Origin of the sequence: Microbaculum marinum (assembly GCF_037855135.1) — a bacterium.
Taxonomy (GTDB): Bacteria; Pseudomonadota; Alphaproteobacteria; order Rhizobiales; family Tepidamorphaceae; genus Microbaculum; species Microbaculum marinum.
The window spans coordinates 103,881-119,856 of sequence record NZ_JAZHOF010000003.1 but is presented as its reverse complement, the minus strand read 5'-3'; the positions used below and the strand labels follow the sequence as shown (position 1 = coordinate 119,856).

Sequence of the window (15,976 nt, the reverse complement as noted above, 5' to 3'; positions counted from 1 at the left end):
TATTCCGCAACGATGCCGGACGATCCGCGCGATTCCGTGACGCTTCCCGATGGAACCTCCCTGGAGGGGGCGGTGTCGCGCCTGCGCGACGGCGATCGGGCGATGCTGGCCCGCTGCATTACGCTGGTCGAATCCCGTCGGCCCGATCATCGCCGTGTCGCGGCGGCGTTGCTGCAGGCGATCCTGCCGTATACAGGCGAAGCCTGGCGCGTGGGCATCACCGGAGTTCCCGGCGTCGGCAAGTCGACGACGATCGACCAGCTCGGCGTCAACCTGACTGCCGGGGGCCATCGGGTCGCGGTGCTCGCCGTCGACCCGTCGTCGCAGCGCACCGGCGGCTCGATACTCGGCGACAAGACGCGCATGGCCAGGCTCGCCGTCGATCCGAGCGCCTTTATCCGACCCTCGCCCGCCTCAGGCACGCTCGGCGGCGTCGCCGCGCGAACCCGGGAGACCATGCTGGTCTGCGAGGCGGCCGGCTTCGACGTGGTGATCGTCGAGACGGTGGGAACCGGACAGTCGGAAACGGCGGTGTCCGAGATGGTCGATGTCTTCGTCGTGCTTGCATTGCCAGGGGCGGGCGACGAACTGCAGGGCATCAAGAAGGGCGTCCTGGAGATCGCCGATATCATCGCCGTCAACAAGGCCGACGGCGACAACGCCGACCGTGCCAGGCGGGCAGCAGCCGAGTGCCGCGCGGCGTTGCACATACTGACGCCGCAGAGCCGCCACTGGTCGCCGCCGGTGCTGGCGGTCTCCGGCAGGGATAATGTCGGCCTCGACGATCTCTGGGAGAAGATCGCCGCACATCGCGACGCGATGAAGTCCTCGCACGAGTTCGACGAACGCCGTGCCGACCAGCAGGTCAGATGGATGTGGGCGATGCTGGAGGAGCGACTGCTCGGGCTGCTGCGTGCCGACCCGGAAATCTCCGCCCGCATCGATGAGATCGAGGCCCAGGTCCACGCCGGTACACTCGCGCCCACCGCGGCGGTCGAGGAGATCGCGCCGAAATTCGGCGCGTGAGCTCGGGACGATCGGGCTCCGGTTCGGCCAGTCAAAGCGGCGGCTGCGTCGGGGCCGCAGGTCCGGCGGCGGACCGAGCCGCTGCAGAGCGACTCGCGCTATAACGGGATCATGACTCGCCCCCGCATCCTGGTGACCGGTTTCTCCGCCTTTCCCGGCGCACCGAGAAATCCTACCGAAACGCTGGTCGGGGCGCTCGACGTGCGGCGTCTGGCGACCCGTCTCGACATCGAACTCGCGGCGACCGTGCTGCCGACGGAGTACGCGGCTGTGGCGCAGATGCTGCCGCGGCTGTGGGCGCAGGTGCGGCCGGACGCAGCGATTCACTTCGGCCTGCACGGTCGGGCAGGGCAGGTGCGCGTCGAGACGCGCGGCGCCAACTACATGCGGCCGTTCCCCGACGCCGCGCGGCGACATCCCGACCGCGTTGCGATCGAGCCGGACGGCCCGCTCCATCGCCGCGCCACGTTGCCGGCGGCGCGCCTGAATGCAGCGCTCCGTGCCGAGGGCATTCCGGCAAGGCTATCGCACGATGCCGGCGGCTATTTGTGCAACTACGCCACGTATCTTTCGCTTGGCCTTGCCAGGGAGGGAACCATCGCGGGCTTCGTGCACCTGCCCTGGCCGGCGGAGGTCAGGGCACGCCGGGCACCGCACGAGCGGCCCGGCTGGTCCGCGCTGGCTCTGGCGATGGAGACGGCGATTGCGGTGACGGCGGTAACGGTGCGCAACAGGAGATTGTCGGGCCACGCCCCACAATGATGCGGAACAGGTGCCGCCTATGGCGGGCACCCGTCAGGGCTTGACCCGGGCATCTCCGTCGACAGGTTCGAGGTTCCCGAAGGACCTCAGAAGAACGCCTGAATGCCGGTCTGGGCACGGCCGAGGATCAGGGCGTGCACGTCGTGCGTGCCCTCGTAGGTGTTGACCGTTTCCAGGTTGGACGAATGCCGCATGACGTGGAATTCGTCTGCGATGCCGTTGCCGCCGTGCATGTCGCGGGCCATCCGCGCGATATCCAGCGCCTTGCCGCAATTGTTGCGCTTGACCAGCGAGATCATCTCCGGCGCGACGCGGCCCTCGTCCATCAGGCGGCCGACCCGGAGCGAGCCCTGCAGGCCGAGCGCGATCTCCGTCTGCATGTCGGCGAGCTTCTTCTGGATGAGTTGCGTGGCGGCCAGGGGCTTGCCGAACTGCTTGCGGTCGAGCGTGTACTGGCGCGCGGCGTGCCAGCAGAACTCGGCAGCGCCCATGGCGCCCCAAGAGATTCCGTAGCGGGCCCGGTTGAGGCAGCCGAACGGACCTTTCAGGCCCGATACGTTCGGCAGCAGGTTCTCCTCGGGCACCTCCACGCCGTCCATGACGATTTCGCCCGTGATCGAGGCGCGCAGGGACAGCTTGCCCTCGATTTTCGGGCAGGACAGGCCCTTCATGCCCTTTTCCAGGATGAAGCCGCGGATCTGGTCGTCATGCGCCGATGACTTCGCCCACACCACCATTACGTCGGCGATCGGCGAGTTTGAGATCCACATCTTGGCTCCGGTCAGCTTGTAGCCGGACGACGTCTTCTCGGCGCGCGTCACCATGCCGCCGGGATCGGAGCCGTGGTCGGGCTCGGTCAGGCCAAAGCAGCCGACCCATTCGCCGGACGCGAGCTTGGGCAGGTACTTCTTGCGCTGCGCCTCGTCGCCGTACGCGTAGATCGGGTACATCACCAGCGACGACTGCACGCTCATCATCGAGCGATAGCCCGAATCGACCCGCTCGACCTCGCGGGCGACCAGCCCGTAGGACACGTAGCCGGCGCCGACACCGCCATACTCCTCCGGAATCGTCACGCCGAGCAGGCCCAGCTCGCCCATCTCGTTGAAGATCGACCGGTCCGTCTGCTCATGGCGGTAGGCTTCGAGGATGCGCGGCATCAGCTTGTCCTGCGCATAGCCCTGCGCCGTGTCGCGGATCATCCGCTCGTCTTCGGTGAGCTGGTCCTCGAAGAGGAACGGATCCTCCCACACGAACTTGGCATAGGCGGTGGCGGACGGCTTGGCGCTGGCGGCAGCGACGGACATGGGCGACATCCCTCGGTTCATCGTTGTTCGACTGGGCGGACATCTAGCGCAAGGCGGCAGCCTTGGCGAGACGGTAGCGGAATTATTTTAGGTTTAAAGTAGTTTCGGGCGTGTTTCATCGCCCCGCCCGATCGGGGACCCGCCTGCGATGACGCAAAGAAAAAGGCGCGGCGGAGGCTCCGCCGCGCCGGATTTGATCGCGTCGGTAATTGCTATCTCGCGCAGAACACGATGACGTGGAACGAGATGTCGGCCGGATTGTTGGCGTTGTTTCTCGTCTCCACCTGAATGATATTGTCGTTCTCGGCACCTGAAATGTAGTTGAATTGGGCGTGTCCATCGACAACGGTCCCGGAAAAGGCGCCCACGCCGGTGACGATCGTGCAGTCGCGGACGTTACGGTTGAACGTCACGTTGCAGACACCGGCCGAGATATCTTCAATGCCTTCGAGCCCGGCGCCCCGGGATTGGTCGCAGCCGGCAATGACGGACGCCGACATCAGCGCCATCCCCAGGGTTTTGTCGGCGGCCTCCGGAGCCGGCGGAGCGACGTACCCGGGTTCACCTTCTTCCATCTTGGCGGCGGCGGGCGACGCCGCGAGCGTTGCGGCAACTGCCAGCGAAAGTAGTACTTTATTGCGCATTCTTCACTCCATGAGGGCCCTTGGCTCGGCGCGCTCCGCAGCTGCGTGGCAATTGAGCTCAAGGCGGATCGATGACTTTTCGTGAAAGCTATTCGGTCGGGCCGCTGCGAGCCGTCAGTCGACTGGGTCGGTGACGGGCTCGACGGTCGGCGTCAGTAGTTGCAGCTGACGATGACCTCGAAGGGCTGGTTCTTCGCGCTGCCTGTCTTCGAAAACGTGAAGAACTGCAAACGGCTCGGATTGCCCGGCGTCGGCTTGATGGAAACCTGGCCGCCGCTCTTGCCGCGGACAGAGGCGACGTACACGCAATTGCGGACATCACGCATGAACTGGACGTAATACTTTCCAGTGCCCGAACGCTTCGCGCCCTTGACGCCCGTTGCGTTTGCCGCACCGCCGGACGCCTTCACGTAAACGGAAAATGTAGCGAAGCCGAAATCCGCCTTCGCAGCGGGTGCTGCCACAAGCGCAGTTGCCGCGACGGCAAGCACAACGGCCGCCGCGCGGATACCGCAATGAAATTTGTTTGCAAATGCAGACATTTCCGGAGTTCTCCCTCGGTTGACTTCAGGTGAGAACCGGAACCTACGCCGGCAACTGTTTCATTCGCGGAATGGAATGTCTGAAAAACCGTTTCAATTGTTGCAAGAGTCGCTGCTTCTCAGGATGTGTACTCGTCAGGGTGGGGAATTCCAGCCATTTTCAACGCAAACGCGTAGACCAGGGCCACTTCCTTGAGCCGGTCGAATCGCCCCGAGGCGCCCGCGTGGCCAGCATCCATGTTGGTCCGCAGTAGGATCGTCGGATCGCCCGTCGTGTTGGCGCGCAGCCTGGCGATCCACTTCGCCGGCTCCCAGTAGGTGACCCTCGGATCGGTCAGTCCGCACAGCGCGAGAATGTTCGGATAGGCCTGCCGGCGGACATTGTCATAGGGGCTGTAGGCCGCGATGGCGTCATAGTCGTCGGCGCTGGCGATCGGGTTGCCCCATTCGGGCCATTCCGGCGGCGTCAGCGGCAGGGTGTCGTCCAGCATGGTCGCAAGCACGTCGACGAACGGAACCTCCGCGACGATGGCCAGGAACAGGTCCGGGGCCATGTTGGCGACCGCCCCCATCAGCATGCCACCTGCCGATCCGCCGTGGCCGACGATGCGGCCGCGGGAGGTGTAGCCCGCATCCGCCAGGTATTCTCCGACGGCGATGAAGTCGTGGAAGGTGTTGGTCTTCCTTCGGGCCTTTCCGTCCGTGTACCAGTGGAAGCCTTTGTCCTTGCCGCCGCGGATATGCGCGATGGCGTAGACGAAGCCGCGATCGACCAGTGACAGGCAGTTGGTGTTGAACGAGGCGGGGATCGAGATGCCGTACGAGCCGTAGCCGTACAGCAGGCACGGTGCCGATCCGTCGAGCGGCAGCCCCTTCCTGTAGAGCAGAGAGACCGGAATTGTCTCTCCGTCGTGGCCTGTCGCGTGCAGGCGGCGCGTCTCGTAGTGTTCCGGGTCGTGGCCGCTCGGCACCTCCTGCTCCTTGCGCAGCACGCGCTTGTGCGTCTCCATGTCGTAGTCGAAGACCTCTGCGGGCGTGCGCATCGAGGAATAGTTGAACCGGATCGACGTTGTGTCGAACTCGTATCCGTGCGACAGGCCGAGCGAGTAGGCTTCCTCCTGAAAGGCTATCGCGTACTCGAGCCCGTCGGAAAACCGGTGCACGACGATGCGCGGCAGGCCGTCCTCCCGCTCCAGCCGCACCAGGTGATTGCGGTAGCACACGCAGTCGAGGATCAGCCGGCCGGCGCGGTGGCCGACAAGGTCGCGCCAGTTGTCGGGGCCATGTGCATCTGCGGGTGCGGTGACGATCTTGAAGTCCTCGGCGCCGCCGTCGTTGGTGAGGATCACAAGCCCGTCGTCCTGCGCCCCGGCAATCCGGTGCTCGACACGGTAGTCGACGCCGGGCCGCCGCGCCGCAATCAGAACCGGGTCGGATTCCGGTTCGCGCGCGTCGATCAGGCGGACCTCCCAGGTCTCGTGGTCGTGCGCATTGATGGTGATGTAGCGGCCGGACTGGGTCTTGCCGACGCTGACGAAGAACCCCGGATCCGCCTCGTCGTATATCTCCACGTCGTCGTCGGACGCAGTCCCCACCTTGTGGCGCATAACCTTCTTGGGGCGGTGGTTGTCGTCGAGCCAGGTGTAGAAGAGGTAGCGGCTGTCGGCGGACCAGACGGCCCCGCCCGTGGTACGCGGGATGGAATCCTCGAAATCCTCGCCGGTCGACAGGTTGCGAACGTGGATCGTGTAGAACTCGGAGCCCACCTCGTCGGTCGCGTAGTACAGCAGTTCGTGGTTGGGGCTGTGTTCGGCGCCGCCGAGGCGGAAATAGGCCTTCTCCGCAGCCATGAAGTCGCCGTCGAGAAGGACGGTTTCGGTCCCGCCGGCATCAGCGCCGGGGCGTTCCGCGGCCTCGCGTGGCTGGCGGATGATCTGCGGATGCTGGGCACCGGCCTCGTAGCGCATCGAATAGGCGAAAGGCCCGTCCGGCGAGGGAACGCTGGAATCGTCTTCCTTGATGCGCCCGCGCAATTCGGCGAACAGGTGCTCCTGAAGCGGCCTGGTGTCCTCCAGGACCTCATCGGTCCAGGCGTTCTCGGCGTCGAGGTAGGCGCGGATATCGGCATCGAGCGCGCCTGGCTCGTGCATGACCTCCTGCCAGTTCGGCGCCTTCAGCCAGGCATACTCGTCAACCCGCTCCCGCCCGTGGTGGGTGGTGCGCTCGGGACGGCGTTCGGCGATGGGTGCAGGCATGGAGCATACTCGGGCAGTGGGGGGATGGCCCCGAGGCTGTAGCCCGCCGGAGCCCGAGCAGCAAGATCAGGCGCTGCTTTCGTCGTCTGCCACCTTGTTCAGCGCATTGCCGTTCATGCAGTAGCGCTGGCCGGTCGGCTGCGGACCGTCGGGGAAGACATGGCCCAGATGGGCGTCGCAATTCGCGCACCGCACTTCCGTACGGCGGGCAAACAGGGACCGGTCATCGTGTTCGCTCACCGCGTCGCCGTCGATCGGTGCGTAGAAGCTCGGCCAGCCGGTGCCGGAGTCATACTTCGTTTCCGCGTCGAACAACGGCGCGCCGCAGCAGACGCAAGTGTAGATACCGGGCGACTTGTCGTCCCAGTACGGACCGGTGAAGGCGCGCTCGGTGCCGTGCTTGCGGGTGACATGATACTGCTCCGGCGTCAGTTGTTCACGCCACTCCGCGTCGGACTTGGTGACCTTGATTTCGGATGTCTGATCGGCCATTTTCGCGCTCACTTTGCCGGCACTCCAGGATGTTGACGCAACAGATATCGTTCGTCGGCAAGAGATGCCAAGGCCGCCCGTGACAATTCGGCATATCTGGCCGGTTTTGATTGACCTAGGTCGGTGCCTTCGTATGTTCGTCTGGCGGCGATTCGCGGGTTTTCGGGGGGCGCGTGGCTTTCGCCTGCTGGATGTTGCGCACGGCAGACCGGGGAGGGGTTAGGCCGAACAATGCGGCTCTTTATTCTGGCGGCGGTTCTTTTCGCCTTCTGGCTCTTGCTGTCCGGACACTACGAGGCGTTGCTGATCGCCTATGGATTGGCGTCCGTCGCCGTCGCGGTTTTCTTCGTGCGCCGCATGGACGTGGTGGATGCGGAGAGCTTTCCCATCTCAAACACGGTCGGGGGCATCACCTACTGGCCGTGGCTGATCGTCGAGATATTCAAGTCGGCGATTGACGTATCTAAGATCATCCTGGATCCGAAGCTGCCGATATCCCCGAACCTCGTACGTGTCACCTCGCACCAGAAGGGTCCGGTCGGCATCACCACATATGCCAACTCCATCACGCTGACGCCCGGCACGATCTCGGCGGTGGTGCTGGAGCGCCGGTACGAGATCCTGGTGCACGCCCTCACCGACGAGGGCGTCGAAGCACTGGAAGACGGGGAGATGGATCGGCGCGTCTCTGCCTTTGAGGGCGAAAGTGAGGGCGAAAGCTGATGTTCTTCGTCGCCGCCGTCGCCGTACTGATCGCCTTGGCGCTGGCGGTTGCCCGCGCCCTGGCGGGCCCGACCGTCTTCGACCGTCTGGTCGCGGCAAATTCCATCGGCAACGGCGCCATCCTCTTGCTGGCGGTGTTCGGCTTCATGACCGGCCGCCCCGAATTCCTCGATCTCGGCATCCTCTACGCGCTGCTCAATATCGTCGGCACGCTGGCGGTGCTGAAGTACTTCCGTTTCGGGGACCTGGGCCATCGTGGCGGCGAGGAGCCGACGCCATGAGCCTGGAACTCGCCGCCGACATCGTCAGCGCGATACTTCTCGTCGCCGGCAGCATCTTCCTGGTCATCGGCGCAGTCGGGCTGATCCGCATGCCGGATGTGTTCACGCGCATGCATGCCGCCTCTGTGAGCGACACGCTCGGCGCCGGCCTGCTGGTTCTCGGGATGATCGTCCAGGCGGGGTTCACGCTCGTTACCGTGAAGCTCCTGATCATTCTCGCCATCCTGTTCTTCGCCGGGCCGATTTCGACTCACGCGCTGGCGCGCGGTGCGCTTGCCGTCGGACTGGAACCGATGCTGTTCGACCGCAGCGGTCGCCGCAGGCGCAAGGAACTCGGGCTGATCGGTGAGTTCATCGTCGGCCAGGACCGGGAGCCGAGGCCTGCCCATCCCGCGGCGCCGGTGAAGAAGACGTCGGCGAAAAAGTCGACCAGCCGCAAGCGTTCGACTTCAAGGAAGTCGAGTACCGGCGCCGGATCGGGCCGCGGCAAGGGAGGCCGGTCATCGAAGCGCTGATCAACATGGTCTTGCTGACGATGATGGCGGCGGTCGTGGTCGGCATCGTCCGGTTGCGCAACCTGTTCGCCGTCGTCATCCTGTCGAGCATCTACTCGTTCCTGATGGCAAGCGTCCTGATCGTCCTCGACGCCGTCGACGTGGCGATGACCGAGGCCGCCGTCGGCGCGGGTGTCTCCACCGTGCTGATGCTGGCGGCCCTGTACCTGACCAAGACCGAGGAAGCCGCGCCTCGCCACTCGCCGATACTGCCGATGTTCGTTGCTGTCGTGATCGGCGCGGCACTGGTCTACGGCTCGATGGACATGCCGCCGTTCGGCGCCGCCGACTCTCCGCTGAATACAAACGAGGGCATCGGATATCTCGAGCGGTCGATCCCGGAAACCGGCGTCCCGAACGTCGTCTCGGCCGTGCTGGCCAGCTACAGAGGCTACGACACGCTTGGCGAGACCGTCGTGGTGTTCACCGCCGGCATCGGTGTCCTGCTGCTCTTGCGCCGCAACCGCCGCGGCAAGGCGAAGGAGTGAGACATGCGCCTTGATGTCGTCCTCCGCGTCGTCACGAAGCTGCTGCTGCCGTTCATCATCGTGTTCGGCTTCTACGTCCAGTTCCACGGCGAGCTTGGCCCGGGCGGCGGATTCCAGGCCGGCGTCATCATCGGCGCCTGCGTCATTCTCTACGCCATCATGTTCGGCCTCGAGAACGCCATGCGGGTCCTTTCGGTCACCGCGGTGGAGAAGATGATTTCGCTGGGCGTGCTTCTGTATCTGGGCACCGGCTTCGCCGGCATGGTCATGGGCGGCGAGTTCCTCAACTACTCGGTGCTCGAGCACGACCCGGTGCACGGCCAGCATCTCGGGATAACCCTGATCGAACTCGGCGTTCTCATAACCGTCGCCGGCACCATGATAGCGATCTTCTACGCATTCGCGGGGCGGGGCCGATGAGCGATTATTTCACCTCCGTCATCGATCACTACACCCAGTGGGTCACGATCTTCCTGATGGTCGCCGGCCTCTATGTGGTCGTGGCGCGGGGCAACATGATCAAGAAGCTGGTCGGCCTGTCGGTGTTCCAGACCTCGGTCTACCTGCTCTACATCTCGCCCGGGAAGATCCTCGGCGCCACGCCCCCGATCCTGTCCGAGGATTTCACCGTCTATTCCAATCCGCTTCCGCACGTCCTTATCCTGACGGCCATCGTTGTCGGCGTCGCCACCCTGGCGCTCGGGCTGGGCCTTGTGGTCCGCATCAACGAGGCGTTCGGGACCGTCGAGGAGGAGGAGATCTTCGAGAAGGGTGATCGCGGATGATCTTCGATCACCTGCCGGCGCTGCAGGTTGCGCTGCCGCTCGCCGGTGCCGCGCTCTGCGCCCTGATCGACCGGCGCCACATCGCCTGGGCGATCGCCGCCATCGTCTGCTTCGCGATGCCGGTCATCGCGGTGCTGATGGTGATCCAGGTCCTCACCTCGGGTCCGATCTCCTACGCCTTCGGCGGCTGGGAACCACCCTACGGGATCGAGTATCACATCGACGTGGTGAACGGCTTCCTGCTCGTCCTCGTCTCCGTGATGGGTGCGATCGTCATGCCTTACGCACGGCTCAGCGTCGCCGCCGAGATCCCCGAGAACAAGCAGGCCTGGTTCTACTGTGTCTATCTCCTCTGCCTTGCCGGCCTGCTCGGCATGGCGGCCACGGGCGATGCCTTCAACGCCTTCGTGTTCATGGAGATCTCCTCGCTGGCGATGTACGTGCTGATCGCACTGGGCAGCGATCGCCGGGCCCTGGTTGCCGCCTACCAGTACCTGATCCTGGGCACGATCGGCGCGACCTTCTACGTCATCGGCGTCGGCCTGCTGCTGGCGATGACCGGCACCTTGAACTTCGTCGAGATGGCCGAGCGGATCGTCGAGGTCGAGAACACGCGGCCGGTCCTCGCCGCACTTGCCTTCATCACCGTCGGCATGTGCCTGAAGCTGGCGCTGTTTCCGCTGCATGTCTGGCTGCCGAATGCCTATACGGGAGCGCCGACGGTGGCGACGGCGTTCATCGCCTCGACCGCCACCAAGGTCGCCGTCTACCTGCTGCTGCGCTACTATTTCTCCATCTTCGGCGTCGTCTTCGTCTTCGACGACCTGCCGGTGACGCCGATCCTGATGGTGATGTCGCTGGCGGGGATGTTTGCCGGTTCGTTCGTCGCGATCTTCCAGACCAACGTCAAGCGAATGCTCGCCTATTCCTCGGTGGCGCAGATGGGCTACATCACGCTCGGCATCGCCCTGGCGACGCCGGTCGGTCTGACCGGCGGCATCGTCCATCTGTTCAACCACGCGCTGATGAAGGGGGCACTGTTTCTGGCGCTTGGCTGCGTCGCCTACCGCATCGGCAACTGCAAGCTCGACAACATGGCCGGTATTGGCCGGCGGATGCCGCTCACCATGGCCGCCTTCGTTGTCGCCGGCCTGTCGCTGATCGGCGTCCCCGGCACCGTCGGCTTCATCTCGAAATGGTATCTGGCGCTCGGCGCCATCGAGCAGGGCTGGTGGTGGCTCGCCTTCCTGATCGTCGCCTCGTCGCTGCTGGCGGTGATCTATGTCGGCAAGGTCGTCGAACTTGCCTGGTTCCGCACGCCGACCGGCGCGGTCGTCGAGGCGACCGAGCCGCCGCTGGCGATGCTCGTCACCACCTGGATTCTTGCCGCCGCCTGCGTGGTATTCGGACTTGATGCCGACATGACCGCCGGACTGGCCGCGCGCGCCGCCGATGTCCTGTTCGCGGGGCTGCTCAGATGACCTCCGGCGCTCTCGTTCTCCTGGCACTGGCTATCCCCTTCGCGGCGGCGCTGCTGATCCCGCTGGCGCACCGCCGGCCAAACCTGCGCGAGGCGATCACGCTGGTCGCGGCAGGCGCATTGTTCGCCACGGTCTGTCTCATACTTGGCGCTGTGTTGGCTGGTGAACGGCCTGCTGCCGGCACACTCGAGGTCGTGCCGAACCTCGAGATCGGCTTCCTGGTCGAGCCTCTCGGCATGATCTTCGCCTGCGTCGCCTCGACGCTGTGGATCCTGAACTCGATCTACTCGATCGGCTACATGCGCGGAAACAACGAGCCGCGCCAGACGTCGTTCTACGTCTGCTTCGCGGTCGCGCTGGCGGCCACCATGGGCATCGCCTTCGCCGCCAACCTGTTCACGTTGTTCCTGTTTTACGAGATCCTGACGCTCTCGACCTATCCCCTGGTCACCCACAAGGGGACCGAGGCCGCGATGCGGGCGGGTCGCATCTACCTGCTCCTGCTGATCGGCACCTCGATGACCCTGCTGTTGCCGGCAATCATCTGGACCGGCGCGCTGGCGGGAACGCTCGACTTCGTGCCGGGCGGCATCCTCGCCGGCAAGGCGTCGCCCGCGCTGACGGGGGTTCTGCTGGGGCTCTTCGCGTTCGGTATCGGCAAGGCCGCACTGATGCCCATCCACTACTGGCTCCCGGCCGCCATGGTCGCGCCGACGCCGGTGAGCGCGCTGTTGCATGCGGTGGCCGTGGTCAAGGCGGGCGTGTTTTCGGTGACGAAGGTTGTCGTCTATGTGTTCGGGATCGATTTCCTCGCGGAGACCGGTGCGAGCCAATGGCTGGTCTTCGTCGCTTCATTCACGCTGGTGGTGGCGTCGGTCGTTGCCCTCTCCAAGGACAATCTCAAGGCGCGGCTCGCCTACTCGACGGTCAGCCAGCTCTCCTACGTCGTCCTCGGCGCAGCCATGGTCGCGCCGGCGAGCATCGTCGCCGCCGGCATGCAGATCGCCATGCATGCGGTCGGAAAGATCACGCTGTTCTTCTGCGCCGGCGCCATCTACACCGCGGCTCACAAGACGGAAATTTCCGACATGGCCGGCATCGGCCGAGCCATGCCGGTGACGATGATCGCGTTCCTCATAGGCGCGGTGTCGATCATCGGCCTGCCGCCGCTCGGTGGCGCGTGGACAAAGTGGTATCTCAGCCTCGGTGCGGTGGAATCGGGCGATCTCTTCGTCATCGGGGTGCTGTTCGTCAGCTCTCTGCTCAACATCGCCTATCTGCTGCCGATCGTGGCGCGGGGCTTCTTCATGCCGCCGCGGGGCAGCGAGGCTGACGGCGAGACCCGCATCAAGGAAGCGCCGCTCGCCTGTCTGATCCCGCTTTGCATCACCGCTTTCCTGTGCATTTTCCTGTTCTTCCAGGCCGGCCCGATTCAGGCGCTGCTTGAGGAGATGATTGTGGATTCCCAGGCAGCTTTGGCAGGGGAGACGGACGGCGGTGCGGCGGAACTGCAGGAGTTGCAGCAATGACATCTGCACCTGGCTCCACAGACGAGAGGCGGGACCGGCTCGCCGACCCGCGGACCGCCCGCTATCTGGTCTGGGCGCTCTACGCGGTTTGCGCAGGACTGCTCCTGATCGATCCCCTGGTCCACAAGCACGGGCCGTTCGCCATCGAGCACTGGATCGGCTTCTACGGCATCTACGGGTTCGTGGTGAGCATCGGTCTCGTTCTCGTCGCAAAGGCGATGCGCCGCATCCTGATGCGGCCGGAGAACTACTATGACCGTTGAGGTGTCGCCCGGACTGATCCTGATACTCGGTGCGCTCGTCGTGCCGCTGTTGCGCGGCATCGCCCGCTCGGTCTTCATGCTGGCGCTCCCGGTCGTGGCCTTCCTCTATCTGCTCTGGCTCCCGAACGGGGCGTACGGCGGCCTGTCGATATTCGACCTCGATCTCACGACGATCCGGGTGGACGGGCTGAGCCGGATGTTCGGCTACGTGTTCCTGATCGCGGCATTTCTCGGCGTTGTCTTCGCCTTGCACCTGAAGGACACCGTCCAGCACGTTGCCGGGCTGTTTTACCCGGGCGCGGCGGTCGCGGCGATCTTTGCCGGCGATCTGGTAACGCTGTTCGTCTTCTGGGAACTGACCGCGATGGCCTCGGTCTTCCTGATCTGGGCCAGCCGAAACGAGAACGCCATCAAGACCGGCATCCGCTATCTTGTCATCCATGTCGGATCCGGCGTTCTGCTCCTCGCCGGCGCTGCGATCCACTATCAAGCGACCGGATCGATCGCATTCGAGCATATCGGCCTCGGCACGACGGCAGGCGCTCTCATACTCGCCGCGTTCGGCATCAAGGCGGCATTCCCGTTCGTGCACGGTTGGGTGCCGGAAGCCTATCCGACGTCGACGGTCACCGGTGCGGTGATCATGTCGGCGTTCACAACCAAGCTTGCCATCTACGCGTTGGCGCGCGGCTACGCCGGGACGGACTTGCTGATACCCATCGGCGCGGCCATGGCTGTATTTCCGCTATTCTACGCGGTCATCGAGAACGACCTGAGGCGGGTGCTGGCCTACGGCCTGGTGGGCCAGCTCGGCTTCATGGTGGTCGGCATAGGCATAGGCACCGAGCTTGCGCTCAACGGGGCGGTGGCGCACGCCTTTTGCAGCGTCCTCTATACAGTCCTCCTGTTCATGTCGATGGGAGCCGTGCTGTACCGCACCGGCACCGCCAAGGCGTCGGATCTGGGAGGACTGGTCAGGTCGATGCCGCTGACGGCAGGGTTCGGCATCGTCGGGGCGGCCTCGATCTCGGCCTTCCCGCTGTTCAGCGGGTTCGTCAGCAAGGCCATGATCATTTCGGCGGCGCTTGGGGAGGACTATTTCTGGACGTGGCTGGTCCTGCTGTTCGCCAGCGCCGGCGCCTTCCTTCAGATCGGCCTCAAGGTTCCTTACACCGCGTTCTTCGGGCGGGATTCCGGTATCCGCTGCGAGGAGGCGCCGCCCAACATGCTGGCGGCAATGGGACTGGCATCGGTCCTGTGTATAGGGATCGGGGTGCTGCCGATGACGTTCTACGAACTCCTGCCGTATCCCGGCGACTATGCTCCCTATACGCTCGAGCACGTTGTCACCCAGCTGCAGCTTCTGATGTTCTCGGCGCTTGCCTTCGCCGTTCTGCTGCGCCGCGGGCTCTATCCCGTGTCACTGAAGTCCATGAACCTAGATTTCGAATGGGTCTATCGCCGCGCCGCGCCAACGGTGGCTCTGGCAGGTTGGGACATCGCTGTTGCTCTGAGGCGGTGGGCGCTCGGCGCGATGTTCAAGCCGCTGAGCGCCTTCCTGACCGGCATCTACCGCCATCACGGACCTGACGGCATCCTCGCCCGAACCTGGCCTACGGGGCTGATGGCATTGTGGACGACACTGTTGCTGGCGGCCTGGCTGGTGATCTACTACGTACAGTAGCAAGCTGCCTTTGTTGCGAATATTCGGTGCATTTGCCGTAGCGGAATATGAGGTGACATAAGGGTATTCGGTGTCGACCAGCTATTGGCAAGTTCAGTTTCGAGTTTTCAGAATATTATCCTTAAATCTGGTTGAATTGTAATTCTGCCTATATTATGTATTCGCGCGTCTGGTGAGCCTGGCGACGATTCGAAACAGGTTCCGGCACCCGGCCGGTCGATTTCACGAAGCGTGAAATTCAAGGGGCCAGATAGTCCCGACCGGTATACACACTCCAGTCGAAAAGAGTTTAGAACGTTATGGACCAATCCACCCCAAAAACCGAGCTTATCGATCTGGCGGCCGATATCGTATCCGCCTATGTCAGCAATAATACTGTCCCCACGAGTGACCTAGCCGCACTGATCGGCGACGTGCACCAGGCTCTGGTGAAGGCGGCAACTGGCGCGATGGAGCCGGTGAAGGAAGAACTGAAGCCGGCCGTCCCGGTTCGCAGGTCGGTCACTCCCGACTACATCGTCTGCCTCGAAGATGGCAAGAAGTTCAAGTCGCTGAAGCGGCATCTGCGCACCCACTACGACCTGTCGCCGGAGGAATACCGCGAAAAATGGGGTTTGGCGCCGGACTATCCGATGGTGGCCCCGAACTATGCCGCCGCGCGCTCGGCGCTGGCGAAGAAGATGGGCCTGGGACAGCGCCGCAAGCGCAAGTAGGTTCCCTGCCGAGCCGTTTCCGGGCTTTCGGCCGGCGGTTCGACCTAAGCGCATGTTCGCAAGTCGTGCCGCCTCGGCCGCGTTCCGCGGTCGAGGCGTTGCCGTTCCGCCGCGAGCGCCTGAAGCAAGGCGATGTGGCGGTTCATGTCATAGGACCAGTGGTTCGCGCGGCCTCGCCGGCGTTCGGCAGCCAGGGCACGGCTGAGCCGCTCGACGATCTCCAGTATCGTCTCCGGATTTTCCGAGGACAGTTCCGCCGGCGTCGCCCGCGCAAGCCAGGGCAGGTGCCTTTGCCGGTCGTAGAGGTCGGCACCGGCACGTATCGTTTCTGTCAGCGGCCCGCGGTCACGCGCGCGCGGCCGCTTTCCCGACCGCTCCGCTGATCGATTCCGGTCCTTTCGCGATGATCGCACGGCATCCTCCATTCGGGCCTCGAGGCTCGAATGG

Annotated in this window: 19 protein-coding genes; 13 read left to right on the top strand and 6 right to left on the bottom strand. The window is 64.4% G+C overall.

All coding sequences use genetic code 11. The annotated features are described in order from the left end of the window. Positions 1-12 precede the first annotated feature (12 nt). Both meaB and V3328_RS07685 read left to right on the top strand, forming a co-directional pair. Positions 13-1,026 (top strand): methylmalonyl Co-A mutase-associated GTPase MeaB, encoded by a 1,014-nt coding sequence (meaB, locus tag V3328_RS07690; protein WP_340329051.1) that lies wholly within the window; start codon positions 13-15, stop codon positions 1,024-1,026. A 111-nt stretch (positions 1,027-1,137) separates the two neighbouring features. After that, positions 1,138-1,788, top strand: a complete 651-nt coding sequence (locus V3328_RS07685) for a pyroglutamyl-peptidase I (RefSeq protein WP_340329050.1) — start codon at positions 1,138-1,140, stop codon at positions 1,786-1,788. An 86-nt stretch (positions 1,789-1,874) separates the two neighbouring features. Here the strand turns inward: V3328_RS07685 and V3328_RS07680 are convergent, their stop codons facing one another. The 5 genes from V3328_RS07680 to msrB form a co-directional block, all read right to left on the bottom strand. Beyond that, on the bottom strand, positions 1,875-3,095 hold the full coding sequence (locus V3328_RS07680; RefSeq protein ID WP_340329049.1) for an acyl-CoA dehydrogenase: 1,221 nt from the start codon (positions 3,093-3,095) through the stop codon (positions 1,875-1,877). 212 nt (positions 3,096-3,307) lie between these two features. Continuing rightward, the gene (locus V3328_RS07675) at positions 3,308-3,739 is read right to left on the bottom strand and encodes a hypothetical protein (RefSeq protein ID WP_340329048.1); all 432 of its coding nucleotides are present in this window, start codon (positions 3,737-3,739) and stop codon (positions 3,308-3,310) included. A gap of 152 nt (positions 3,740-3,891) precedes the next feature. Beyond that, positions 3,892-4,281: a hypothetical protein gene (locus V3328_RS07670; RefSeq protein ID WP_340329047.1), complete on the bottom strand. Its 390-nt coding sequence runs from the start codon at positions 4,279-4,281 to the stop codon at positions 3,892-3,894. A gap of 119 nt (positions 4,282-4,400) precedes the next feature. Then, on the bottom strand, positions 4,401-6,536 hold the full coding sequence (locus V3328_RS07665) for a S9 family peptidase (RefSeq protein WP_340329046.1): 2,136 nt from the start codon (positions 6,534-6,536) through the stop codon (positions 4,401-4,403). Between the two features lie 66 nt (positions 6,537-6,602). Beyond that, entirely contained in the window at positions 6,603-7,028 is a 426-nt protein-coding gene (msrB, locus tag V3328_RS07660) for a peptide-methionine (R)-S-oxide reductase MsrB (RefSeq protein ID WP_340329045.1), read from the bottom strand. Between the two features lie 231 nt (positions 7,029-7,259). On the opposite strand from msrB, the gene V3328_RS07655 reads away from it, so the two are divergent. The 11 genes from V3328_RS07655 to V3328_RS07605 all read left to right on the top strand — a co-directional run bounded on the left by V3328_RS07655 (position 7,260) and on the right by V3328_RS07605 (position 15,529). Further along, positions 7,260-7,751, top strand: a complete 492-nt coding sequence (locus V3328_RS07655; RefSeq protein ID WP_340329044.1) for a Na+/H+ antiporter subunit E — start codon at positions 7,260-7,262, stop codon at positions 7,749-7,751. Next, entirely contained in the window at positions 7,751-8,032 is a 282-nt protein-coding gene (locus V3328_RS07650; RefSeq protein WP_340329043.1) for an MrpF/PhaF family protein, read from the top strand. The genes V3328_RS07655 and V3328_RS07650 overlap by 1 nt, the downstream gene beginning before the upstream one ends. Then, positions 8,029-8,547 (top strand): monovalent cation/H(+) antiporter subunit G, encoded by a 519-nt coding sequence (gene mnhG, locus V3328_RS07645; RefSeq protein WP_340329042.1) that lies wholly within the window; start codon positions 8,029-8,031, stop codon positions 8,545-8,547. The genes V3328_RS07650 and mnhG overlap by 4 nt, the downstream gene beginning before the upstream one ends. Positions 8,548-8,552: 5 nt before the next feature. After that, entirely contained in the window at positions 8,553-9,074 is a 522-nt protein-coding gene (locus tag V3328_RS07640) for a DUF4040 domain-containing protein (RefSeq protein ID WP_340329041.1), read from the top strand. 3 nt (positions 9,075-9,077) lie between these two features. After that, positions 9,078-9,494, top strand: a complete 417-nt coding sequence (locus tag V3328_RS07635; protein WP_340329040.1) for a Na(+)/H(+) antiporter subunit B — start codon at positions 9,078-9,080, stop codon at positions 9,492-9,494. After that, entirely contained in the window at positions 9,491-9,859 is a 369-nt protein-coding gene (locus V3328_RS07630) for a cation:proton antiporter subunit C (RefSeq protein WP_340329039.1), read from the top strand. Before V3328_RS07635 ends, V3328_RS07630 begins: the two co-directional genes overlap by 4 nt. Then, positions 9,856-11,340, top strand: a complete 1,485-nt coding sequence (locus tag V3328_RS07625) for a monovalent cation/H+ antiporter subunit D family protein (protein WP_340329038.1) — start codon at positions 9,856-9,858, stop codon at positions 11,338-11,340. The genes V3328_RS07630 and V3328_RS07625 overlap by 4 nt, the downstream gene beginning before the upstream one ends. After that, positions 11,337-12,869, top strand: a complete 1,533-nt coding sequence (locus V3328_RS07620) for a monovalent cation/H+ antiporter subunit D family protein (protein ID WP_340329037.1) — start codon at positions 11,337-11,339, stop codon at positions 12,867-12,869. Before V3328_RS07625 ends, V3328_RS07620 begins: the two co-directional genes overlap by 4 nt. Continuing rightward, positions 12,866-13,132 (top strand): hypothetical protein, encoded by a 267-nt coding sequence (locus V3328_RS07615; RefSeq protein ID WP_340329036.1) that lies wholly within the window; start codon positions 12,866-12,868, stop codon positions 13,130-13,132. The genes V3328_RS07620 and V3328_RS07615 overlap by 4 nt, the downstream gene beginning before the upstream one ends. Continuing rightward, positions 13,122-14,816, top strand: a complete 1,695-nt coding sequence (locus V3328_RS07610) for a Na(+)/H(+) antiporter subunit D (RefSeq protein ID WP_340329035.1) — start codon at positions 13,122-13,124, stop codon at positions 14,814-14,816. Before V3328_RS07615 ends, V3328_RS07610 begins: the two co-directional genes overlap by 11 nt. A gap of 299 nt (positions 14,817-15,115) precedes the next feature. Further along, on the top strand, positions 15,116-15,529 hold the full coding sequence (locus V3328_RS07605) for a Ros/MucR family transcriptional regulator (protein WP_340329034.1): 414 nt from the start codon (positions 15,116-15,118) through the stop codon (positions 15,527-15,529). A gap of 44 nt (positions 15,530-15,573) precedes the next feature. On the opposite strand, the gene V3328_RS07600 is transcribed toward V3328_RS07605, so the two are convergent. Then, the gene (locus tag V3328_RS07600) at positions 15,574-15,954 is read right to left on the bottom strand and encodes a DUF6477 family protein (protein WP_340329033.1); all 381 of its coding nucleotides are present in this window, start codon (positions 15,952-15,954) and stop codon (positions 15,574-15,576) included. Positions 15,955-15,976: the final 22 nt, after the last annotated feature.